Origin of the sequence: Microbacterium hydrocarbonoxydans, from assembly GCF_900105205.1 — a bacterium.
In the GTDB taxonomy this organism is placed as follows: Bacteria; Actinomycetota; Actinomycetes; order Actinomycetales; family Microbacteriaceae; genus Microbacterium; species Microbacterium hydrocarbonoxydans.
The window spans coordinates 2,619,104-2,639,728 of sequence record NZ_FNSQ01000005.1 but is presented as its reverse complement, the minus strand read 5'-3'; the positions used below and the strand labels follow the sequence as shown (position 1 = coordinate 2,639,728).

The window sequence follows — 20,625 nt, the reverse complement described above, 5'->3', positions numbered from 1 at the left end:
GGACCCGATCCGTCAGAGTGTGACGGTGAGCGCGTGCGGGTACGCCGCGTCGCGTCCCTGGAAGCTCAGGACGCTCGGATTCTGCACCACGCCGTCGCGGATCTCGATCGCCCGGGTGAGCGTCTCGTTCTCCGCCCACGCGTCCGGGCCTTCGAGCACGGTCCGCAGGAAGGGCATCAGGGCCTCGCTGATGTCCCAGGTGGCGGAGTTCCACAGGTAGGACGGACTGTGGTCGACCGCGTAGTAGTTCACGCCCTGCCCGACGCTGAACATCGGCGCCTCGAAGGAGGTCGGCGTCGCCCACTCGAAGCCCATGCCCTCGTCGCACGAGACGTCGATGATCAGGCTGCCGGGCGAGAAGCGATCGAGGTCCTCGGTGCGGAGGTACGTCAATGGTGCCGCGACGTCCTGGAACGTGCAGTTGACGACGATGTCGTAGGTCGCCAGGAAGTCGGGCAGGAGCACCGCTCCGTCATCCGTGCTCACCTCACTGAGGTGAGTGGGCCCGTCATCGGTATTCAGCTGGGTGAGGTGGGCGTTGTGGATGGGGGAGCCCACGGCAGCCGCTCCGCGCTGCGTGAGGACCTCGATGTCGTGGACTCCGTGCGCGTTGAGCGCCGTCACCGCACCTCGCGCCGTCGCGCCGAACCCGATGACGACGGCGCGGAGCCGCGGCCCGTAGTCGCCGGTCGATCCGACGAGACTCATGGCGTGCAGCACGGAGCAGTAGCCCGCGAGCTCGTTGTTCTTGTGGAAGACGTGCAGGCTCATGTCGCCCTGCGCCGTCCAGTGGTTCATGGCCTCGAAGGCGATCAGCGTGAGTCGACTGTCGATCGCCTGCTGCGCGAGCGCCACGTCCTGCACGCAGTGCGGCCATCCCCACAGGATCCGGCCCTCGGGGATCGCGGCGACGTCGGCGAGTTGCGGCTTCGGAAGCAGCAGCACATCGGCGGCGGCGATGACCTCGGACCGGTCGGCGACCCGCCCCACGCGCGCCTCGATGTAACCGGGTTCGAGCTGGAAGTCGGCACCGTAGCCGTGCTCGACGATCATCCGTGCTCGCACGTCGGCGTCGATCCGATCGAAATGGCGCGGATGGATCGGCAGACGGCGCTCGTTCTCCATCGAGGAGCCGGCCAGCAGACCGAGACTCAGGAGCGCGTCGGTCTGGGGCGTGCGGTGAGCAGCGGACGAGTGTGTCATGTCGGACAACGGGTTCCCATCTTCGGGGAACCGGGGTCAGCTCCTGCCCTGACTCTACGCCCCTGCTGGACACTCGTGGCCCGTCGGCTGCGCCGAGAGTGCGGGCGGGGTCGCGGCCGGTCTCCGGCTACGCTGGATGTCGATCCCTGAACGCCGAACGAGGAGCCGTGCGCCCATGACCGACACCCAGATCTTCGAGCCCGAGGGCCGCGCCATCCCGTTCGTGGACGAGGGCGACGGACCCGTGAAGCTCGTGCTCATCCAGGAGCAGGGGCTTGCCGCGGACGTCCTGGGAGTCGCTGCCCACTACCTCGCCGAGGAGGCGGGCTTCCACGTGCTCCGCGTCGGTCACCGATCGGGTTCCGAGGCCACGCTCGACGAGAGTGTCGACGACGTCATCGCAGTGATCGATCAGGTCGGCATCGAGGACACCTGGGTCGGTGGGCACGGATTCGGCGGCACGATCGCCCGGGCCCTGGTCGCGGCGCATCCTGACCGTGCGAACGGACTGCTGCTGCTGGGGGTCGAGGACGTCGACATCGACGTGGCCCCCGCGATCCCTGTGCTGATCGTGCAGGGCACCGAGGACTCCGACACTCCCGCCGCGAACGCCGAGGCGCTGCAGGTGACGATCCCCGACCGCTCGAGCATCAAGACCATCGCCGGCGATCACCTCTTCCCGATGCACCACCCGATCGAGACCGGTGTGATCATCGAGGAGTACCTGGACTGGGACTGACCCGGCTCCAGACGACGACCGTACGGTCTGCACAGGATGCCCCAGATTGCAGAGGTCTCGACGAGAAGAGTGTGCGGTCCGGGGCACCGCGTGCAGACCGGCACATCACATCGCCGTCGTCGCCTGCCGCGAGCACCAGCCCAGGTGTCGTGAGGTACTCGGCCGGCTGAGAGGATGGGAAGATGACCGCCACCCTCGTCGCCCAGAATCTGGCGGGCGGCTACGGCCACCGCATCCTCTTCGAGGGGCTCGATCTGACGGTCGCCCCCGGTGACGTGATCGGAGTCGTCGGCGCCAACGGCGCTGGCAAGTCCACGCTGCTGCGGATCCTGGCCGGCGTTCTCCCGCCCGCGGAGGGTACGGTGTCCCTCGCTCCCGCCGACGCGTTCGTCGGATGGCTGCCGCAGGAGCACGAGCGCGTCGAGGGGGAGACGGTCTCGCAGTACATCGCCCGGCGCACCGGGTGCGCGGCGGCGACCGAGGACATGGATGCCGCGGCGGCCGCGCTCGGCGACCCGTCGCTCGTCCCGGCGGGCACCGACCCGGCCGACACGTACTCCCAGGCGTTGGACCGGTGGCTGGCGAGTGGTGCCGCCGATCTCGACGAGCGCATCCCCGCGATGCTCGCCGACCTCGGGCTGCCCGGCGACAGTGGGGTCGGAGCAGACGCGCTCATGACCGGTCTCTCGGGCGGGCAGGCCGCCCGCGTCGGTCTCGCCGCGCTTCTGCTGTCGCGCTTCGACATCGTGTTCCTCGACGAGCCGACCAACGACCTCGACCTCGACGGACTCGAGCGGTTGGAAGCCTTCGTCCGCGGGCTGCGCGGGGGCGTCGTGCTCGTCAGCCACGACCGCGAATTCCTCGCGCGCAGCGTGACGCGCGTACTGGAGCTCGACCTCGCTCAGAACAGTCACCGGCTGTACGGCGGAGGATACGACGCATACATCGAGGAGCGGGCCGTCGTGCGCCGTCACCTGCGGGAGAAGTACGACGAGTTCGCCGACAAGAAGGCCGATCTCGTCGCGCGTGCTCGGACCCAGCGCGAGTGGTCGAGCCAGGGCGTGCGCAACGCCATGAAGAAGGCGCCGGACAACGACAAGATCAGGCGCAAGGCGTCGACGGAGTCGAGCGAGAAGCAGGCTCAGAAGGTGCGCCAGATGGAGAGCCGCATCGCGCGCCTCGACGAGGTCGAGGAGCCGCGCAAGGAGTGGCAGCTCGAGTTCACCATCGGCTCGGCGCCCCGATCGAGCACTGTCGTCTCGACGCTGAACTCAGCGGTCTTCCGTCAGGGTGACTTCTCGCTCGGCCCCGTGTCGCTGCAGGTCGACGCGGGAGACCGGATCGGCATCACAGGCCCGAACGGAGCGGGCAAATCGACGCTCCTGCGCGCGCTGCTGGGACGCCAGGCGCCCGTCGAGGGCACCTCGGCGCAGGGGAGCAGCGTGCAGGTCGGGGAGATCGATCAGGCCCGATCGCTCCTCGTCGGCGACGCGGCGCTCGCCGACGCCTTCGAGTCGCTCGTGCCGGAGATGGCCTCTGCGGAGGTGCGGACATTGCTCGCGAAGTTCGGACTCAGGGCGGACCACGTCACCCGCCCGGTCGACGGGCTGTCGCCGGGGGAGCGGACCCGAGCGGCGCTCGCGCTCCTGCAGGCCCGCGGCGTCAATCTGCTGGTGCTCGACGAACCCACGAACCATCTCGATCTCCCCGCCATCGAGCAGCTGGAGCAGGCCCTCGAGTCGTACACGGGGACGCTGCTGCTGGTCACGCATGATCGGCGGATGCTCGACGCCGTCCACACCGACCGTCGGTGGCGCGTCGAGGCCGGACAGGTGTCGGAAGACTGAGCCTCAGCGTCCCTGACGCTTCTTGTAGGGCTTCGGCTGCCCCTTCACGATGGGCGCGCGACCCTTGCCCTTCGATGCCTTGGCCTTGCCGCCGGCCGGGGCGACGGTCTTCGGGGCTGGTGGCGGCGCCGCCGCGACGGTCGCGCGCGCCTCGACGAGGAACAGCTCCCCGACACTGGTCAACCGGGGCGTGCCCTCGCGGTTGACGAGTGTGTGTCCGACCTCGGCCTCGAGCTTGTCGAGGGAGGTGTAGAGCGAGGCGAGCGGGATCCCGAGCTCCTTCGCCGCGCGCGGGAAGTGCAGCGTGTCAGCGAGGACGACGTACCGACGGAGCAGTGCCAACTTCATGCGGTGAACGGTCCTCCTCGAGCGGCGACGATCGCGCTCTCCCTCTAACCTACGCGAGCGCCGGGTGCGCGCACTCGCGCGCACTCCCGGCGGACGCACGGATGCCGCGGCTCAGCGAGCCGCGGCATCCGGTGAATCCTGGGGGCGAGCCGTCAGGCGACCTGCGACAGCACGGCGAAGGACACCGAGCCCTCGTCATCGACCCCGGCGTCCAGGATCTTGTCGTCGAGGGCGGCCGCTGCCGTCTCGTCGAGGAACAGGCGGGTGCCGGACACCTCGACGACCTGATCCGCGGGCTCGGGGTCGGGGGTGACGAGGACGGCGAGGCGTGCGCCGCCGTCCGGTCCGGGAGCCGGCGTCGAGTGGATGCGGAGGCCGGCGTCGTCAGCGTCGGTCTGACGGCTGACGAGGGTGTTGACGATTGCGGTGGCGTTGTCGGTGAGGGTGAGCACGAGACTCTCCTTCCGGTTGCGGTCACGCCGCGGACGCGACGTGTCCGGGCCACGATTCCGCACCGGCGGGGTCGTTTTCAACCCGACGCGCGCGGTTCGGAGGGGTCTCCCACCTGATGCAGAGGTTTTCTCAGGAAGACCTGATCGGTGCCGTCGCCCTGGGGCACCCGCTCGGCCTCCTCGTATCCGCACGCCTCGTACAGCCGGATGTTGGCCTCGCTCAGACTGCCGGTGAAGAGCTCGGCCACGCGTGCCGTGGACGAGCGCTCCGCCTCGGCGAGCAGCGTGCGCCCGATGCCCTCGCCCTGGGTGTCCGGTGCGATGGCGATCCGACCGATCAGCAGCACCCCGTCGTCCTCGCGGTAGCGGATCGCCCCCACGAGTCGTCCGTCGATGCGGGCGGTCAGGCCGGTGCTCGAGCGGAGCTCCGCTTCCACCTCGGCGAGCGTCTGCGTCAGGGGCGGCATGTCTGCGCTGCCGTAGATCTGGGCTTCCGAGACGAAGGCGGCGCGCTGCAGGGTGAGGACCTCACCGGCATCCGCTTCAGTGATCGGGGCGATCACCACCTCCGCTCCGCTGCCGGTCGTCTGTGTCGTCGGTGTCTGTGAAGTCGGTGTCTGTGAAGTCGGTGTCTCTGAATTCGTCACTGCGCCACGATCGGACGTCACCGCGGGCAGTGTCAACCCCCTCGATTCGGCCTCCCCGCGCGGCTACCGTCGCAGGCCAGAGAGCAGGAGGACAACCCATGGCTGAGAACAAGAAGTCCGACACCCCCAAGCCGAAGTCCGGCTCGTCGAAGCGCGGCGCGAAGACGACGCGGCGACAGAACGCCGAGAAGGGCTTCACCGCGTCGCCCACACTGGCGGCCAATCTGCAGGTCGTGCTGGTCGACCTGATCGAGCTGTCGCTGCAGGGCAAGCAGGCGCACTGGAACGTCGTCGGCCGCAACTTCCGCGACACCCACCGTCAGCTCGACGAGATCATCGAGGCCGCGCGCACCTTCAGCGACACGGTCGCGGAGCGCATGCGCGCCCTGCATGCCGTGCCGGACGGCCGGACGGACACCATCGCCGAGACGACGTCGTTGCCCGCCTTCCCCGCCGGCGAGGTGTCGACCACCGACACGATCGACCTGATCACGGAGCGTCTGGATGCCGCCGTCGGCACGATCAGAGGGGTCCACGACGCCGTCGACGAGGAGGACCCGACGTCCGCCGACATCCTGCACGCGGTGATCGAGAGCCTCGAGCAGTTCGCCTGGATGGTCAGCGCGGAGAACCGCAGCCCGGCCGGACGCTGACCCGCCGCCACGGGGCGTCGATCATCCGCGATCGACGCCCCGTCGGCGTTCCGCCTCACGTTTGACGAGGCGGGGGAGAAGCACCCAGAGCAGCACGACGACCACGAGTGAGGAGACCAGCGCGATGAGTCCCGCAGCCCGGTCTACCGTGAAGTCGATGATGAGCGTCGTCACACCGATGGTGAGTGCGGCGATCGCGACGAGATCGATCTTCACGATCCGTGCGGCCACACGCACGAGCTCCGGCTTGCGCCGCCGGCCGAACAGGGCGCGGTGCATGCCGACAGGGGCGAGTGCCAGGATCGTGGCGAGCGCAGCGAGGGCGACGAGCCCGACGTACACGTCCCGCTGGAACTCGTCCATGTCCTCGAACCGAGGAGTGAAGGCGACGGCGAGCAGGAACCCTGTGAGGATCTGCGTTCCGGTCTGCATGACCCGCAGCTCCTGGAGGAGTTCCTCCCAGTTGCGATCGGCGCGCTCGTTGGGCGTCTCATCGCGTCCGTCGGCGCGATCGTCACGCTCGACAGCGTGCCCGCGGAGATCTTCGGGTTCCATGGCTCCAGTCTCGCTGGGCGGCATCGATGCTGTCCAGCGGCTTGCGCCCGCGAGAGCGGAGGTGCACGGATGACCCTGCCGCCGATCAGGGACTGGTGGTCGGAGCTCTCCGACGAGGCTCGACTCGGACTCCTCGAATCCGCGCCCCATCTCGGAGAGTCCGCGCGCGAGGAGATCAGGGTGATCACGGGGGCGGTCGTGGGGATGGCGGAGACCCTCTCCGACGACGACCTCGATTTCGCACGCACCGAGCTGGAGCAGGCGGACGAGGCGCCGAACGACTAGGAAGCGTCCGGGGTCTCCTCACGCAACCGGGGCACGGTGCGCCGTTCGGGGCGCAGCCCGGCCTTGTCGGCGTAGAAAGCCCGGATGCGGTCCATGTCGGCGGCCACATCGCCGGTGAGATCGAGGGTCGGACCGAGCCCGGTGGTCATCGTGGTGCGGTCGACGAAGCCCAGCGTCACCGGCATCCCGGTCTCGCGCGCGATGCGATAGAAACCGGACTTCCAGTACTCGTTGCCGCCTCGAGTGCCATCCGGGGTGATGACCAGGCCGAACACGCCGCCCGAGTTCACCTGATCGACGACGTCCTTCACCACCCGCGCAGGGTCGGCCCGGTCGACGGGGATGCCGCCGAGGCGCCGCATGACCGGACCGCGCCATCCGCGGAACAGGCTGCTCTTGCCGAGCCAGTGCACGTCGATGCGCAGCTGCCACGCGATGGCCAACATCAGGACGAAGTCCCAGTTGGAGGTGTGCGGGGCCCCGATCAGGATGGTCGGCCGCGTGGGGGTCGCCTCTGCGGTGAGGGTCCAGCGGCTGAAGGTCCAGAACAGGCGGGCCAGGAGTCGTGTGAGCACTCGTCCACCGTACGGGAGGGAACCTGTCCGAGCACTGTCGACCGATCCGCGAATCGACGCCACCCCCGCGCAGCAGGCGTACGATCGGATGATGGCCACGACACAGGACCCCGCCGAGCAGGATGCATCCGCTGTGCTGCACGAGCTCCCCGGCGCGCTGAACCTGCTCGACGATGCCGCCGCCGGATACTGCAGCGGCGGCGTCTGCCACTTCCCTGCGCCGAAGACGCAGTAGCGATCAGACGCCGCCGCTGCGGTGTTTCTGGCGGTCTCAGTGACCGCCGGTCTCAGTGACCGCCGGTCTCAGTGACCGCCGTGCACGGCTCCCGCGTCGTCTGCCGGCTTGCGGACGAACGCGCTCAGCGCGACGGCCGCGAGCGAGATGATCGCGGCGATGAGGAAGGCCATGCGTGCTCCCGGGGCTCCGGCGACGGCCGTCGGCAGGCCTTCCGCCTCGCCCGCATGCAGGATCGCGGAGTACGTCACCGTGAGGACGGCCACGCCCGCGGCCCCGCCGACCTGCTGGAGCGTGTTCAGCACGGCAGAGCCGTGCGAGTAGAGCGAACGCTGCAGGGACCCGAGCGACGCGGAGAACAGCGGGGTGAACGACATCGCGAGACCGACCGACATCGCGGCCTGGACGATGATCAGCACCCACCAGACCGTGTGCTCGCCCACCGTGGAGTAGTAGAACAGCGCTGCCGAGACCAGGACGGTGCCGGGGATCAGCAGCGGTCGCGTGCCGCGGGCGTCGTACACCCGCCCCATGACCGGACCGAGCAGACCCATCAGCACCGAGCCCGGCAGCAGGATGAGTCCCGACTCGAGGGCGTTGAGGCCCGCGACGTTCTGCAGGTACTGCGGCAGCAGGGTCAGCGTGCCGAACATCGACAGCGCCAGGATCGTCATGATGATGACGGCGAACGTGAAGTTGGCCGAGCGGAACACGCGCAGGTCGAGGAGGGCGTCGTCGACGCGCTGCAGCAGCAGCTGACGCCACACGAACAGTGCCAGGGCGACGGCACCGACGACGAGCGCGATGATGCCGGTGGTCTCACCCGAGCCGCCCTCGCCGCCGAACTGGCTGAGGCCGAACACGATCCCACCGAATCCGAGAGCTGCGAGCGGGATCGACAGGACGTCGAGGGGGACGACCCTGGTCTCGCCGAGGTTGGTCATCCACTTGGCTCCCATGAAGAGGGAGATCAGGGCGATCGGCAGGATGATCGCGAACAGGGCGCGCCAGTGCAGCGTCTCGAGCACGGCACCGGCGAGCGTCGGGCCGATCGCGGGCGCGAGGGAGATGACCAGGCCGACCCGGCCCATCATCCGCCCGCGGGACTGCGGAGGCACGACGTTCATGATCGTCGTCATGAGCAGCGGCATCATGATGCCGGTGCCGGCGGCCTGGATGACGCGGCCGGCCAGCAGGATCTCGAACCCCGGTGCCACGAGCGCCACCAGGGTGCCGAGCGAGAACGAGATCATCGCGGCGATGAAGACCTGACGCGTCGTGAAGCGCTGCAGGATGAACCCGGTCGTCGGGATGACGACGGCCATCGTGAGCATGAACGCGCTGGTGAGCCACTGACCGAGCTCGGGCGGGATGCCGAGATCCACGTTGAGATGCGGGATCGCGATCCCCATCGTCGTCTCGTTGAGGATGGCGACGAATGCGGCGACGAGCAGGAGCCAGATCACACGCATGTCGCTGCGTGCGATCTCACCGCCCTGAGCGGCAGCGGCCGGGGGCGTGGCGATCGAACCGGTGTCGACAGCGGACATACGGCCTCCTAGGCGCGGAAGAGGGAGGAACTGCGCGAGTGCGCGGGGACCATTCAGCGTAACGGCGGGTCCGGACATTTCATTCCGGATCCCACCGAATCCGCTCACAGCGGACGGTCAGGGTCGAGGTCCGGATCCCTTGTCTGCTGCGGTGACTACGCTGGCGACATGAGCATGGTGGGCGGGCGCGGCGGATTCCGCGGCGTGGACGAGAACGCGCAGCGACGGCTCAACGCCGAGGCGCCGCGGATCACCGGACTCGGTTCGAGGGTCGTCTCCCTGTTCCGCCCCTACCGCTGGCGCATCTTCTGGACGGGGGTGCTCGTCGTGATCGGCGCGGGCATCGCGGTCATCCCGCCGCTGATCGTCCAGCGCATCTTCGACGACGCCCTCTTCCCGGTCGACGGCGGAGGTCCGCAGTTGCAGCTGCTGCTCTGGCTGGTCTCGGCGATGGTCGGCCTCTTCCTCTTCTCGGCGGTGCTCGGAGTCGCGCAGACGTGGTTGACCTCGACCGTCGGCAACAGCGTCACGGGCGACCTCCGGGTCCGGCTGTTCGAGCATCTGCAGGCGATGGAGCTCGGCTTCTTCACGCGGACCAAGACCGGCGTCATCCAATCGCGGCTGCAGAACGACGTCGGCGGGGTCTCCGGCGTGCTGACGAACACGGTCACCAGCATCCTCGGCAACGTCGTCACCGTCATCGCCTCGCTCGTCGCGATGATCCTGATCGACTGGCGGCTGACTCTGATCGCCGTGTTCCTCATGCCGTTCCTCATCGTGGTGCAGCGCAAGGTCGGACAGGTGCGGGCGCGGATCGCCGGCGAGACGCAGGAGTCGCTGTCCGAGCTCACCTCCATCACGCAGGAGACGCTGAGCGTGTCGGGGATGCTGCTCTCCAAGGCGTTCAACCGGCAGCGCACCGAGTCGCAGCGCTATCAGGCCGAGAACCGCAACCAGGTGACCCTCCAGGTGCGTCGGGCCATGAGCGGTCAGGGATTCTTCGCGGTCGTCCAGGTGCTGATGGCCAGCGTGCCTGCCGTGATCTACCTCGTGTCCGGCTACCTGATCGCCGGAGGCACGGGAGCGATCACCGCCGGGACCGTCGTCGCGTTCACCACCGTGCAGGCTCGCCTGCTGCAGCCGCTGATGGGCCTCATGCGTGTCTCGCTCGACCTGCAGACCTCGTCCGCACTGTTCGCGCGCATCTTCGAGTACCTCGACCTCGTGCCCGAGATCCAGGACGCGCCGGACGCGATCACCGTCGCTGAGGCTCCCGGCCCGCTCGGGCGCATCGAGTTCGCCGATGTGGTGTTCCGGTATCCCGATGCGGCGGCTGACGCACGTCCCACTCTGCAGGGCGTCTCGTTCGTGGCGGAGCCCGGTCAGCACGTCGCCTTCGTCGGACCCTCGGGCGCCGGCAAGACGACCGTCCTCTACCTCGCCCCGCGGCTGTACGAGGCGCACGGCGGCGCGGTGCTCTTCGCCGGTGCGGACGTGCGCACACTGACTCAGGAGTCGATCATCGACCAGGTCGGCATCGTCTCGCAGGAGACGTACCTCTTCCACGCGACGATCCGCGAGAACCTGCTGTACGCGCGTCCGGGCGCAACGGAGGACGAGCTGATCGCCGCATGCACGGCGGCGAACATCCACCACATCATCGCCGGATTCGAGGACGGCTACGACACGATCGTCGGAGAGCGCGGCTACCGCCTCTCGGGTGGCGAGAAACAGCGGATCGCGATCGCCAGGGTGCTGTTGAAGGACCCGCCGGTGCTCCTGCTCGACGAGGCCACCTCTGCTCTCGACACCGTGTCAGAGCGTGTCGTGCAGGAGGCCCTCGACGAGGCGGCCAAGGGGCGCACGACGCTGACCATCGCGCATCGGCTGTCGACCGTGATCGGCGCCGACGTCATCCATGTCCTCGAAGCGGGGGAGATCGTCGAATCGGGCACGCATGCCGAGCTCCTCGCCCGCGGCGGGCTGTATGCCGAGCTCGCCGCGCAGCAGGTCGCGGCCACCAGGGTCATCGAGACCGAGGCTGTCATCGAGGAGGCGGTGACCGGCCGCGTCGGCGCGGCGCTCGCCCACCGCCGGGCCGACCAGGCTCCCGAGGACTCTGCGGGAGCGGATGCCGTGGCGACCCTCACCGCCCCGGTGCCGCTGCTCGACGCGCCCCGCACCGACGATCGGGTGTACCCGGCTGAGCCGTGAGCCGGGGCCAGTTCGCCTGGCTCAGTGCCCCCGGCTCAATGCACCGACATCCCACCGTCGATGAACAGGGACTGCCCGGTCACATAGCCCGAACCGCTGCCCGCCAGGAAGACGGCCGCTGCGGCGAAGTCTTCGGGGAGACCGTTGCGGCCGATCATCGTCCGCGCAGCGAGGGCGGCGATCTGAGCGGGGTCCTCCTGCAGGCGCGCGTTGAGGGGCGTGAGCACGAAACCGGGGACCAGCGTGTTGCTCGTGACTCCGGTGCCGCCCCAGGCCTCGGCTTCGGAGCGCATCAGGGATTCGACCGCACCCTTCGAGGCCCCGTAGACACCGCTGCCGACGAAGGCGCGGTGCGCCTGCTGCGAGCTGATGTGGATCAGCCGTCCGAAGCCGCGCTCGGCCATCCCGACCGCATAGCGCTGGCCGAGCAGGAACGGTGCAAGCGCGTTCACGGTCATGGTCGCATCCCAGTCCTCCTCGGTGATGTCGGTGAAGGAGGGGCGGATGTTGATCCCCGCGGAGTTCACCAGGATGTCCGGTTCGCCGAAAGGCACAGCAGCGGCCTCGGCGACGGCGCGGATGCCGGCGCGCGAGCCGAGGTCGCCCACGACGCCGGCCGCCCGGCATCCCGCGTCCGTCAGCTCGGCGACGGTGGATGCGATCCGCTCCTCGCCTCTCGCGACGATGACGGTCGCCGCGCCGGCGCGGGCGAGTGCGGTGGCGATGCCGCGTCCGATGCCGGAGCTGCCGCCGGTGACGACGGCCGTGCGGCCGCGGAGGGAGAAGAGTTCGGCGAGATAGTCGTCGAGGTAGTCGTCCATGGGTCTCCTGTCGGGCGTGCTCACCACGCAAGGCCCGCCGTGAGCGTCGGGTCCGGTCGGGCGTCGGCGTACTCGGGCAGCGCCTCGAGCTCGGAGGTGAACGCCGACACCTCGGCCGCGTAGTCGGGATCGGGATGAGTGGCGGCGATCTCGACCAGCGGCGGCACGTCCATCGCCAGGATGAGCTCGAGTCGTGCCGCGACAGCCGCGTGCGCACCGGCCTCGTGCAAGACGCGGATACCGCCGCGCAGGGCCCGAAGGTAGTCGCGGAGGACGGGCAGCTGCGCGCGCCCCTGCGTGATGGAGGTGCCGTCGGCGCGCAGACGCCAGCGGACCACGGTGTCGGGGATGACGTCGAAGGCGCGAGCTCTCGTGTACATGAGCTGCGCGACGACCTGGTCCTCGTAGGCCACGCCCTCAGGGAATCTCAGGTCGCTCCACAGGTCGGTGCGGCTGACCTTCGACCAGGCCACGATGTTCGCGCTCGCGCGGGGGTGCTCGAGGATGCTCGTGCCGAACCGTGCGGGCGATGTGGCAGCCTCGACCCAGGGCTGCACGCGTCCTGGCACGTAGCCCTCGCCGTCGAAGCGCGACCGCACGTACGCACCGGCGACGAAGTCGCTGCCTGTCTCGGCGAGCGTGCCGACGAGGCGTTCGAGTGCCGTGGGCGTCAGCTCGTCGTCACCGTCGAGGAAACCGACCAGCTCGCTGTCGACCCGGTCGAGGGCGGCGTTGCGCGCGGCCCCCAAGCCCCGTGAGGCCTCATGACGGAAGGCGCGGAACCGCGGATCGGATGCGGCGGCGGCCTCGAAGATCGAGCCGGTCTCATCCGTCGATCCGTCGTCGACGAGGAGAGCCTGCCAGCGGGTCTCGGTCTGCGCCCGCAGTGAGTCGAGTGCGGCCGGAGCGAAACCGGCGATGTCGCGGCCGGGGACGATCAGGGTCACGATCGGGGCGGAGGCGGTCACCAGCCGAGTCTATGGCCGGTGCGTGGGGCGGGATCCCTCACCGGCCGGCGACGGCGCGCACGGACTCGGCGACCAGCTGCGCGAGTCGGTCAGGGAGTTCGGCCGGCAGCGGCTCGCGCCCGAACGTGAAGCGGACGGAGGTCTGGGCGACCTGCGGGTCGATACCGCAGGCGAGGAGCACATGCGAGGGATCGTCACTGCCCGCTGCGCATGCCGACCCGCTGGACGACACCACTCCGCGCCGCTCGAGTTCGAGGAGCACGGCCTCGCCGCTCACGCCGGCGAATGTGAAGCTGGCCGTGCCGGGGAGCCTTTCGAGCGGTTCGCCGGTGAGAGCGGCCTCGTTCACGAGGCTCAGGACGCCGGCGATGAACCGCTGCGTCGACGCTCCGATGTGGGAGCTCACGCCGGCGCGCTCGGACTCTGCCAGTTCGAGCGCCGTGGCCAGTGCCACCGCTCCCGCCACGTTCTCGGTGCCGGAGCGTCGCCCGCGTTCCTGACCGCCGCCGTGCAGAAGCGGTTCGAGGGGCACGCGTCCACGGACGGCCAGCGCGCCGATGCCCTTCGGGGCCCCCACCTTGTGTCCCGCGACGGCGATGGCATCCGCGCCGAGCCCCGCGAGGGGCAGCCATCCTGCCGACTGCACGGCGTCGACGTGCAGGGGTACCCCCGCACTGCGAGCGACGCTCCCGAGGGCGGTCACGTCCTGGACGGTGCCGATCTCGTTGTTGGCGTGTCCGATCGCGACCAGAGCCGTGTCGTCGCGCACCGCGCTCCGCAGCGCGTCGACGGTGATCCGCCCGGCGTCGTCGACCGCGACCATGGTCACCTCGACGCCGTGGAACCGCCGCAGATACTCCGCCGACTCGAGGATCGACTCGTGCTCGATGGGGGAGACGGCGAGGTGGCGTCGACCGCTGGACAGGGCGGCGAGCACGATGCCCTTCACTGCCAGGTTGTTCGCCTCGGTGCCTCCCGCCGTGAACACCACGTCTCCCGACCGCATCCCGAGCACGGCGGCGACGCGCGATCGGGCGTCGTCGAGAGCGCTCGCCGCAGCCTCGCCGACCGTGTGACGGCTGGACGGGTTGCCGAAGACGTCGGTGAGAAAGGGGCGCATCGCCTCGAGGACCTCGGGGCGGACCGGTGCCGTCGCGGCGTGGTCGAGGTAGAGCATGGTCAGTCGACCCGCACGTCCAGGCCGAGGTCGAGTGCCCTGGCCGAGTGGGTCAGCGCCCCGACGGAGATCACATCGACTCCGGTTGCGGCGATCGCCGCGACCGTGTCGAGGCTGACGCCGCCGGACGCCTCTGTCGTCGCGCGGTCGCCGATCAGGGCGACTCCGGCCCGCAGATCGTCGAGGCTGAAGTTGTCGAGCAGCACCGTGTGGGCACCGCCGTCGAGCACCGCGGGGATCTGATCGAGCCGGTCGACCTCGACGACGACGTGCGTCGTGTGGGGAAGGCGGGACAGCGCGTCTCGTAGTGCGACGGCGAGGTCAGCGCCTGACCGGCGCAGCACCTCGAGGTGGTTGTCCTTGGCCATCACCGCGTCGGACAGCGAGTACCGGTGGTTGTGGCCGCCGCCTGACAGCACGGCGTGCCGCTCGAAGGCGCGGAGCCCCGGCGTGGTCTTGCGGGTGTCGATGATGCGGGCGGGGTTTCCGCGTACCGCGTCGACGTACGCCGCCGTCACCGTGGCGATGCCGCTCATCCGCTGGGTGAAGTTCAGCGCGACGCGCTCGGCCGTGAGGATGCCGCGGGCAGCGCCCGACACCGACGCGAGCACGTCTCCGGGCGAGAAGACATCGCCGTCGCCGACGTGCACGTCCACGACGAGCGACGGATCGGTGAGCGCGAAGGCCGTGGTGAAGACATCGCCGCCACTGAAGACGCCTGGTTCGCGGGCGACCAGGTCGGCCGTCGCGGTGGACTCTGCCGTGAGCAGGGTCGTGCTGGTGAGGTCGCCCCAGGGGGCATCCTCTTCGAGAGCTGCGCCGACGACACGGGTGAGCAGGGCGGGAGTGAGCATCAGACGGTCTCCAGAACGGGCGAGGCGAGGGGGTCGCGGAAGTGGGCGCCGACGGAGTCGGTGCGGGCGAGGGCGGCGGATGCGGTCGCGGTGGCGAGGAGCAGGAGGTTCGCGTCCTCGTGGTCGGGTACCGTCTGGGGGTCCCGCGGCATGGCGCTCCACCGGCGGAGGGCGTCGAGTGCGCGCCCGAGACCTTCGTCGGAACGGAGGAGTCCGACCTCGTCCCACATCAGCTGCTGCAGGGCTGCGCGGTGGAAGGGGGTGGGACCGGCATCCGGACGACCGGCGACGCTGTGGCTGGCGCTGCTGTCGAAGGGCGAGGTCTGCCCGGCTGCGTGCGGCCGGTGCGGCCAGGGGCTGTCGAGTGCTGCGGCCGCTCGAGCGCCGAAGACGGCGCCCTCCAGGAGCGAGTTCGATGCGAGACGATTGGCTCCGTGCACGCCGGTGCGCGCGACCTCTCCGACCGCGTAGAGCCCCGGGACCGTGGAGCGCCCGTCGAGGTCGGTGACGACGCCGCCCATCAGATAGTGTGCGGCGGGCGTCACCGGGATCGGCTGCGCGGCCCAGTCGAAACCGCGTTCGCGAGTCACCCGATCGATCGTGGGGAAACGCCGTGCGAGAGTCGTCGCGCCGAGCATCGTGGCATCCAACCGCACGGCGGACCCCTGGACGGCGGCCTGCCTGGCGATCGCTCGCGACACCACGTCGCGAGGTGCCAGCTCGCCGTCCGGGTGGCTGTCGAAGACGAAACGCCGGCCGTCGGCGTCGAGCAGCGTGGCTCCCTCGCCGCGGACCGCCTCCGACACGAGGAACGCCGGTCCCTCCGCGAGGATCGTCGGGTGGAACTGCACGAACTCCAGGTCCGCGACCGCGGCGCCCGCGCGCAGAGCTGCCGCGATGCCGTCCCCTGTGGCGCCGGCGGGGTTCGTGGTGTGGGCGTAGAGGTGACCTGCCCCGCCGGTGGCGAGGATCACGGCATCGGCCGAGAGCTCGGACTCCGCGCCGGCGGTGAGGCTGCGGATGGCCCGGACGATTCCGTCCTGCACGATGAGGTCGAGCAGGAACGCGTGCTCCCGCACGGTGATGCGCGACCGACGGACGGCCGCGACCAACGCGTGGGCGATCGCCGCCCCCGTCGCATCCCCGCCGGTGTGCACGATCCGCGCATGGCTGTGCGCGGCCTCCCGCCCGAGCAGCAGCTCTCCGGTCGGAGACCGGTCGAATGCCACGCCCCGGGTGATCAGCTCGGCGATCCGCTCCCCGGCGCTGCGCACCAGCACGTCGACCGCCGCCGCCTCTGACAGCCCGGCGCCGGCGGTCATCGTGTCGGCGGCGTGCTGCGTGGCGGAGTCGCCGGTGCCGTAGATCCCGGCGACGCCGCCCTGTGCGAGGCCGGTGCATCCGTCTCCCAGTGCGCCCTTCGTCACCACGGTGACCGCGTGCCCCGCCTCCGAGGCATGCAGCGCCGCCGTGAGCCCGGCGATCCCGGAGCCGACGACGACGACGTCCATCAGGCGCTCACCGCCACGGGCGGCTTCGCCGCGAGCATCCGCTCCAGTGCCAGTCGAGCGGGATCGGCGACGTCGGCCGTCACCGTGATGCGATTCGGCGTACGACCGGCGACCAGTTCTTCGAGCACCCAGGCGAGGTATCCCGGATGGATGCGGTACATCGTCGAGCACGGGCACACGACCGGGTCGAGGCAGAAGATCTCGTGCTGCGGGAACTGCGCCGCGAGCCGGCGCACCAGGTTGATCTCCGTGCCGATCGCAAAGGTCGTCGGGGTCTCCGCGGCGGCGATGGCGCGGCGGATGTAGTCCGTCGAGCCGGCCTCGTCTGCGGCATCCACGACCTCCATCGGGCACTCGGGGTGCACGATGACCCGCACGCCGGGGTGCTCGGCGCGGGCCAGGTCGATCTGAGCCACTGAGAAGCGGCGATGCACCGAGCAGAAGCCGTGCCACAGGATGACGCGGGAGTCCACGAGCTCGGCGGCGCTCGATCCGCCCAGTGCCCTGCGCGGGTTCCACATCGGCATCTGCTCGAGCGGGACGCCCATCGCCTTCGCGGTGTTGCGTCCGAGGTGCTGGTCGGGGAAGAACAGCACGCGGCGGCCGCGCTCGAACGCCCACTCGAGCACCGTCTCAGCGTTGGAGGAGGTGCAGACGATCCCGCCGTGCCTGCCGACGAAGCCTTTGATCGCAGCGGACGAGTTCATGTACGTCACAGGGATCACCGGCACTCGGCCGTCCTCGTCCTTCGCCTCGAGGTCTCCGAGGACGTCTGCGAGCTGCTCCCAGCAGTCCTCGACCTGGTCGATGTCGGCCATGTCGGCCATCGAGCATCCCGCCGCGAGGTTCGGCAGGATCACGGCCTGGTCGGGCCCCGAGAGCAGGTCCGCGGTCTCCGCCATGAAGTGCACGCCGCAGAACACGATCGCCTCGGCATCCGTCCGTTCCTTGGCTGCCGTCGCCAGCTGGAACGAGTCGCCCACATAGTCGGCGTGCCGCACCACCTCCTCGCGCTGGTAGAAGTGGCCGAGGACGACGACCCGATCGCCGAGGGTCGCCTTGGCCGCGCGGATCCGCTCGTCGAGCTCCTCCTCGCCGGCGTCGCGGTACTCCTGCGGCAGCTCGCCCTGGCGAGGCGCACCCGTGGGGATGACATCGCCCATCGATGAGCCGGGGCCGTAGCCGGGCCGGGAGTCGAAGTCCCACGGTCCGACGGCGAGGTCGGTGGTGCAGGTGCTGTCCGTCGAGGCGCCGGAGACGATCGCCTGGATCTGATGATCGACCGACGCATCCTGTGCGGGGACCTGCGGCGTGGGAACGAAGGTGATGCTCATCGGATGCTCGTCTCCTCTGGGCCGAGCGGGCCGTGATCGGCGAGCTCGACGTCGGTGTTGTAGCGGTACAGGCGGGCGGGGCGGTGGTTGCCGGTGCGGAAATGGTCGGTGGGGAGCAGGTTGCCCGCGGATTCGACCTGACGGCGGAAGTTCGCGGGGTCGAGGTGCTTGCCGAGGATCGCCTCGTAGGCCTCGCGGAGGTCGGCGAGGGTGAACTCGGCGGGGAGGAATCCGTGCGCTACACGGCTGTAGCCGACCTTGCTGCGCAGGCGCCACAGCGCGTAGTCGACGATCTTGGTGTGGTCGAACGCGAGCGTCGGCAGGTCGTCGAGATCGAACCACCGCACGTTCTCCGGGGCTCGACCGGAGGCGCGGTGGGCGGCGCTCTGCGCGTCGACGTCGTCCTGACGCAGCAGCGCCCAGTAGACGATCGAGACGACGCGGGTGGGGGAGCGGTCGACGGCGCCGAACGCGTAGAGCTGCTCCAGGTAGCTGGGGGTGAGGCCGGTGGTCTCCGCGAGCGTGCGGGCCGCCGCATCGACTGGGGACTCGGTCGTGGTGAGCCAGCCGCCGGGGAGCGCCCACTGTCCGGCGAAAGGTTCCCTGGTGCGGAGCACGAGGGGGAGGGCGAGCACGGCCCCGCCGTCGTCGGTGCGCCGCAGCGTGAGGATCACCGTGGAGACAGCCACGTCGATATCCCTGGTTTGAGTCATAGGTACCTTAACCTCCGGGATCGATCTTAGTGTCATCGCGACTGTTAGTGCACCTTCATGACATCCCTCGGGCTGAGGCCGAAACGTTATACGACGGCCGGAAGAACCCTTGTCGCCCCGAAATCGATTTGTTAGGTTACTGTCCTAACAAATCCCTTTTCCGGGATCTGCCACGGACCCCATCCCGGGGTTCGGCTCCAACCGGAGAATCCCTCCTGCAGTGCAGCACCGAGAGGAAATTCAGAATGATCCGTAACGGAAGGCGCAAGATCGCGCTCACCGCTGTGGCGGGGGCCTCCGTCCTCGCCCTGGGCTTGACCGCCTGTGGCGCAGGCGGCAGCAACGAGGGGAGCGGTGGCGACAGCGACCGCGCGCTTCGTGTCTGGGCCGGCAGTCAGACCCCGATCACGGCGAACTACAACCCGTTCGCACCGACCGTGCTCCATGGCGCGCTCGGACCCATCTACGAGCCGCTGTTCTTCTTCAACAAGACCGCGGACTCCGAGCCGATCGGGCTCATCGGCGACTCGTACGAGTACAACGAGGACGGCACGGTGATCACGATCACCATCAAGCCCGACCTCAAGTGGAGCGACGGCGAGCCCCTCACGGCGGCCGACGTCGCCTTCTCCTTCACCTACGAAGCCAACAACCCCGAGGGCAACGGCCTCGTCTCGGCCGAGGCCACCGACGACACCACGGTCGTGCTGACCTATTCGAGTGCGCAGTACACGACCGAGTTCCAGCGTCTGGGCTCGACGTACATCCTTCCCGAGCACGTCTGGTCCGAGGTCACGGACTTCGCCAACTTCGCCAACGAGGATCCGGTGGGGTCCGGCGCCTACGTGGTCGACAAGACCACGAGCGAGTCGTACACCCTCGTCGCCAACGAGAACTTCCGTGACGCGGACGAGCTCGGCGTCAAGAAGGTGCAGTACATCGCGGTGGACAACAACCAGACCGCGCAGGACCTGCTCGCCGCCGGCAAGCTCGACTGGACCGGCATGTTCATCCCGAACCCCGACGACGTCACCGGCAACGGTGCGATCGACTGGATCAACACCCCGCAGGACCCGACCGTGCTGTACACCTGCTCGAACGCGGAGCTCGGATGCACGGGCCCGCAGACCGATGTCGCGGTGCGCCAGGCACTCAACGTCGCCATCGATCGTGCGGCCATCAAGGACAAGGCGTTCGTGGGCCTGACCGGTGACATCTCGCCGACCTTCGCCCTGCTGCCCCGCGACGAGAAGTGGGTGGCCGACTCCGCGAACGAGGTCAGCCCGCAGGAGGCGAACGCCGCGGAGGCGGGGGAGATCCTCGAGGCCGCCGGCTACACCAAGGACGGCGACTTCTATGCGAAGGACGGCACGCCGATCGAGCTCAGCCTGATCTCCGTCGACGGCTGGACCGACTACAACGACGCGGCCAAGCTGATCGCCGAGCAGGCGGAGGCCGCCGGCATCAAGGTCACCGCATCGACGGTGCAGTGGCAGGAGTTCTCGGATGCCCGTCAGGGCGGTGACTTCCAGCTGATCGTCGGCGGTGTCATCGGCACCTCCGTCGCCGACCCGTTCCAGATCTACCGCGACTGGTTCGGTGGCACCGACGTCGCATCGACCAGCCCGGTCGGCACCGAGGTCCCTGCAGGACGCTGGAACTTCAGCCGCTACAACAACCCCGTCGTCGACGAGGCCGTCCAGGCCGCCATCAGCACGAACGACGAGGCCGAGAAGAAGGAGCTGTACGGCACGATCCAGAACGAGATCGTGCGTGACCTCCCCTACATCCCGCTGGTCGTCAACGCGACGCAGACCTTCTACAACACGAAGGACTTCACGGGCTGGCCGACGGAGGACGACCTCTACGCCTTCCCGCCGTCGTGGGGCGCGATCGCGGCAGGCTACGTCCTGACGCAGCTCGAGCCGGCCAACTGAGCAGTGA

Annotated in this window: 21 protein-coding genes; 7 read left to right on the top strand and 14 right to left on the bottom strand. The window is 69.4% G+C overall.

The features are described from left to right. Window positions 1-12: 12 nt before the first annotated feature. Window positions 13-1,203: a N(5)-(carboxyethyl)ornithine synthase gene (locus tag BLW44_RS13070; RefSeq protein WP_060926788.1), complete on the bottom strand. Its 1,191-nt coding sequence runs from the start codon at window positions 1,201-1,203 to the stop codon at window positions 13-15. Between the two features lie 175 nt (window positions 1,204-1,378). Here BLW44_RS13070 and BLW44_RS13065 point away from each other — a divergent pair, with 175 nt between their 5' ends. Together BLW44_RS13065 and BLW44_RS13060 are read left to right on the top strand one after the other, a co-directional pair. Continuing rightward, window positions 1,379-1,942, top strand: a complete 564-nt coding sequence (locus BLW44_RS13065; protein ID WP_060926770.1) for an alpha/beta fold hydrolase — start codon at window positions 1,379-1,381, stop codon at window positions 1,940-1,942. Between the two features lie 182 nt (window positions 1,943-2,124). Then, window positions 2,125-3,789, top strand: a complete 1,665-nt coding sequence (locus BLW44_RS13060; protein ID WP_060926769.1) for an ABC-F family ATP-binding cassette domain-containing protein — start codon at window positions 2,125-2,127, stop codon at window positions 3,787-3,789. Between the two features lie 3 nt (window positions 3,790-3,792). On the opposite strand, the gene BLW44_RS13055 is transcribed toward BLW44_RS13060, so the two are convergent. The 3 genes from BLW44_RS13055 to BLW44_RS13045 form a co-directional block, all read right to left on the bottom strand. Continuing rightward, window positions 3,793-4,137 carry a LysR family transcriptional regulator gene (locus tag BLW44_RS13055; RefSeq protein ID WP_060926768.1) on the bottom strand — a complete coding sequence of 115 codons (345 nt, stop codon included), beginning with the start codon at window positions 4,135-4,137 and terminating at the stop codon, window positions 3,793-3,795. A 152-nt stretch (window positions 4,138-4,289) separates the two neighbouring features. Beyond that, window positions 4,290-4,589 carry a hypothetical protein gene (locus BLW44_RS13050; RefSeq protein ID WP_060926767.1) on the bottom strand — a complete coding sequence of 100 codons (300 nt, stop codon included), beginning with the start codon at window positions 4,587-4,589 and terminating at the stop codon, window positions 4,290-4,292. 77 nt (window positions 4,590-4,666) lie between these two features. Further along, entirely contained in the window at window positions 4,667-5,155 is a 489-nt protein-coding gene (locus tag BLW44_RS13045; RefSeq protein ID WP_060926766.1) for a GNAT family N-acetyltransferase, read from the bottom strand. 179 nt (window positions 5,156-5,334) lie between these two features. Between BLW44_RS13045 and BLW44_RS13040 the strand changes: the two genes are divergently transcribed. Beyond that, a complete protein-coding gene (locus BLW44_RS13040; RefSeq protein ID WP_060926765.1) occupies window positions 5,335-5,889 on the top strand; it encodes a Dps family protein in 555 nt (184 codons plus the stop codon). 21 nt (window positions 5,890-5,910) lie between these two features. Here BLW44_RS13040 and BLW44_RS13035 read toward each other — a convergent pair whose 3' ends face one another. Continuing rightward, window positions 5,911-6,444 (bottom strand): DUF6328 family protein, encoded by a 534-nt coding sequence (locus BLW44_RS13035; RefSeq protein ID WP_060926764.1) that lies wholly within the window; start codon window positions 6,442-6,444, stop codon window positions 5,911-5,913. A 69-nt stretch (window positions 6,445-6,513) separates the two neighbouring features. Here BLW44_RS13035 and BLW44_RS13030 point away from each other — a divergent pair, with 69 nt between their 5' ends. Then, window positions 6,514-6,729, top strand: a complete 216-nt coding sequence (locus BLW44_RS13030) for a hypothetical protein (RefSeq protein ID WP_060926763.1) — start codon at window positions 6,514-6,516, stop codon at window positions 6,727-6,729. Here the strand turns inward: BLW44_RS13030 and BLW44_RS13025 are convergent. Further along, the gene (locus BLW44_RS13025) at window positions 6,726-7,304 is read right to left on the bottom strand and encodes a 1-acyl-sn-glycerol-3-phosphate acyltransferase (RefSeq protein ID WP_060926762.1); all 579 of its coding nucleotides are present in this window, start codon (window positions 7,302-7,304) and stop codon (window positions 6,726-6,728) included. The genes BLW44_RS13030 and BLW44_RS13025 overlap by 4 nt on opposite strands. Before the next feature lie 91 nt (window positions 7,305-7,395). Here BLW44_RS13025 and BLW44_RS18030 point away from each other — a divergent pair, with 91 nt between their 5' ends. Beyond that, window positions 7,396-7,539: a hypothetical protein gene (locus BLW44_RS18030; protein WP_167347462.1), complete on the top strand. Its 144-nt coding sequence runs from the start codon at window positions 7,396-7,398 to the stop codon at window positions 7,537-7,539. Between the two features lie 68 nt (window positions 7,540-7,607). On the opposite strand, the gene BLW44_RS13020 is transcribed toward BLW44_RS18030, so the two are convergent. Beyond that, on the bottom strand, window positions 7,608-9,089 hold the full coding sequence (locus BLW44_RS13020; RefSeq protein WP_060926761.1) for a DHA2 family efflux MFS transporter permease subunit: 1,482 nt from the start codon (window positions 9,087-9,089) through the stop codon (window positions 7,608-7,610). A 168-nt stretch (window positions 9,090-9,257) separates the two neighbouring features. Here BLW44_RS13020 and BLW44_RS13015 point away from each other — a divergent pair, with 168 nt between their 5' ends. Further along, window positions 9,258-11,303: an ABC transporter ATP-binding protein gene (locus BLW44_RS13015; RefSeq protein WP_060926760.1), complete on the top strand. Its 2,046-nt coding sequence runs from the start codon at window positions 9,258-9,260 to the stop codon at window positions 11,301-11,303. A gap of 35 nt (window positions 11,304-11,338) precedes the next feature. On the opposite strand, the gene BLW44_RS13010 is transcribed toward BLW44_RS13015, so the two are convergent. From BLW44_RS13010 to BLW44_RS12980, 7 genes are read right to left on the bottom strand one after another with little or no spacing between them, the layout of a single operon-like run. After that, entirely contained in the window at window positions 11,339-12,124 is a 786-nt protein-coding gene (locus BLW44_RS13010) for an SDR family NAD(P)-dependent oxidoreductase (protein WP_060926759.1), read from the bottom strand. Between the two features lie 20 nt (window positions 12,125-12,144). Further along, window positions 12,145-13,092, bottom strand: a complete 948-nt coding sequence (locus BLW44_RS13005) for a glycosyltransferase family 2 protein (protein ID WP_060926758.1) — start codon at window positions 13,090-13,092, stop codon at window positions 12,145-12,147. A gap of 37 nt (window positions 13,093-13,129) precedes the next feature. Further along, window positions 13,130-14,269: a cysteine desulfurase family protein gene (locus BLW44_RS13000; protein WP_060926757.1), complete on the bottom strand. Its 1,140-nt coding sequence runs from the start codon at window positions 14,267-14,269 to the stop codon at window positions 13,130-13,132. 2 nt (window positions 14,270-14,271) lie between these two features. Then, window positions 14,272-15,123 carry a carboxylating nicotinate-nucleotide diphosphorylase gene (gene nadC, locus BLW44_RS12995; RefSeq protein ID WP_060926756.1) on the bottom strand — a complete coding sequence of 284 codons (852 nt, stop codon included), beginning with the start codon at window positions 15,121-15,123 and terminating at the stop codon, window positions 14,272-14,274. Next, on the bottom strand, window positions 15,123-16,634 hold the full coding sequence (gene nadB, locus BLW44_RS12990) for an L-aspartate oxidase (RefSeq protein ID WP_060926755.1): 1,512 nt from the start codon (window positions 16,632-16,634) through the stop codon (window positions 15,123-15,125). Before nadB ends, nadC begins: the two co-directional genes overlap by 1 nt. After that, a complete protein-coding gene (gene nadA, locus BLW44_RS12985) occupies window positions 16,634-17,968 on the bottom strand; it encodes a quinolinate synthase NadA (protein WP_060926754.1) in 1,335 nt (444 codons plus the stop codon). Before nadA ends, nadB begins: the two co-directional genes overlap by 1 nt. Continuing rightward, a complete protein-coding gene (locus BLW44_RS12980; protein WP_060926753.1) occupies window positions 17,965-18,681 on the bottom strand; it encodes an NUDIX hydrolase in 717 nt (238 codons plus the stop codon). Before BLW44_RS12980 ends, nadA begins: the two co-directional genes overlap by 4 nt. 245 nt (window positions 18,682-18,926) lie before the next feature. Here BLW44_RS12980 and BLW44_RS12975 point away from each other — a divergent pair, with 245 nt between their 5' ends. Continuing rightward, window positions 18,927-20,618, top strand: coding sequence for an ABC transporter substrate-binding protein (locus tag BLW44_RS12975; RefSeq protein WP_060926752.1), 1,692 nt, complete (start codon window positions 18,927-18,929; stop codon window positions 20,616-20,618). The last annotated feature ends 7 nt before the right edge of the window (window positions 20,619-20,625 follow it).

What these genes read in the sequence shown, in the direction of transcription:
- BLW44_RS13070 (WP_060926788.1), bottom strand. Translation starts at nt 1,203, where the DNA reads ATGACACACTCGTCCGCTGCTCACCGCACGCCCCAGACCGACGCGCTC.
- BLW44_RS13065 (WP_060926770.1), top strand. Translation starts at nt 1,379, where the DNA reads ATGACCGACACCCAGATCTTCGAGCCCGAGGGCCGCGCCATCCCGTTC.
- BLW44_RS13060 (WP_060926769.1), top strand. Translation starts at nt 2,125, where the DNA reads ATGACCGCCACCCTCGTCGCCCAGAATCTGGCGGGCGGCTACGGCCAC.
- BLW44_RS13055 (WP_060926768.1), bottom strand. Translation starts at nt 4,137, where the DNA reads ATGAAGTTGGCACTGCTCCGTCGGTACGTCGTCCTCGCTGACACGCTG.
- BLW44_RS13040 (WP_060926765.1), top strand. Translation starts at nt 5,335, where the DNA reads ATGGCTGAGAACAAGAAGTCCGACACCCCCAAGCCGAAGTCCGGCTCG.
- BLW44_RS13035 (WP_060926764.1), bottom strand. Translation starts at nt 6,444, where the DNA reads ATGGAACCCGAAGATCTCCGCGGGCACGCTGTCGAGCGTGACGATCGC.
- BLW44_RS13030 (WP_060926763.1), top strand. Translation starts at nt 6,514, where the DNA reads ATGACCCTGCCGCCGATCAGGGACTGGTGGTCGGAGCTCTCCGACGAG.
- BLW44_RS18030 (WP_167347462.1), top strand. Translation starts at nt 7,396, where the DNA reads ATGGCCACGACACAGGACCCCGCCGAGCAGGATGCATCCGCTGTGCTG.
- BLW44_RS13020 (WP_060926761.1), bottom strand. Translation starts at nt 9,089, where the DNA reads ATGTCCGCTGTCGACACCGGTTCGATCGCCACGCCCCCGGCCGCTGCC.
- BLW44_RS13015 (WP_060926760.1), top strand. Translation starts at nt 9,258, where the DNA reads ATGAGCATGGTGGGCGGGCGCGGCGGATTCCGCGGCGTGGACGAGAAC.
- BLW44_RS13010 (WP_060926759.1), bottom strand. Translation starts at nt 12,124, where the DNA reads ATGGACGACTACCTCGACGACTATCTCGCCGAACTCTTCTCCCTCCGC.
- BLW44_RS13000 (WP_060926757.1), bottom strand. Translation starts at nt 14,269, where the DNA reads ATGCTCTACCTCGACCACGCCGCGACGGCACCGGTCCGCCCCGAGGTC.
- nadC (WP_060926756.1), bottom strand. Translation starts at nt 15,123, where the DNA reads ATGCTCACTCCCGCCCTGCTCACCCGTGTCGTCGGCGCAGCTCTCGAA.
- nadB (WP_060926755.1), bottom strand. Translation starts at nt 16,634, where the DNA reads ATGGACGTCGTCGTCGTCGGCTCCGGGATCGCCGGGCTCACGGCGGCG.
- nadA (WP_060926754.1), bottom strand. Translation starts at nt 17,968, where the DNA reads ATGAGCATCACCTTCGTTCCCACGCCGCAGGTCCCCGCACAGGATGCG.
- BLW44_RS12980 (WP_060926753.1), bottom strand. Translation starts at nt 18,681, where the DNA reads ATGACTCAAACCAGGGATATCGACGTGGCTGTCTCCACGGTGATCCTC.
- BLW44_RS12975 (WP_060926752.1), top strand. Translation starts at nt 18,927, where the DNA reads ATGATCCGTAACGGAAGGCGCAAGATCGCGCTCACCGCTGTGGCGGGG.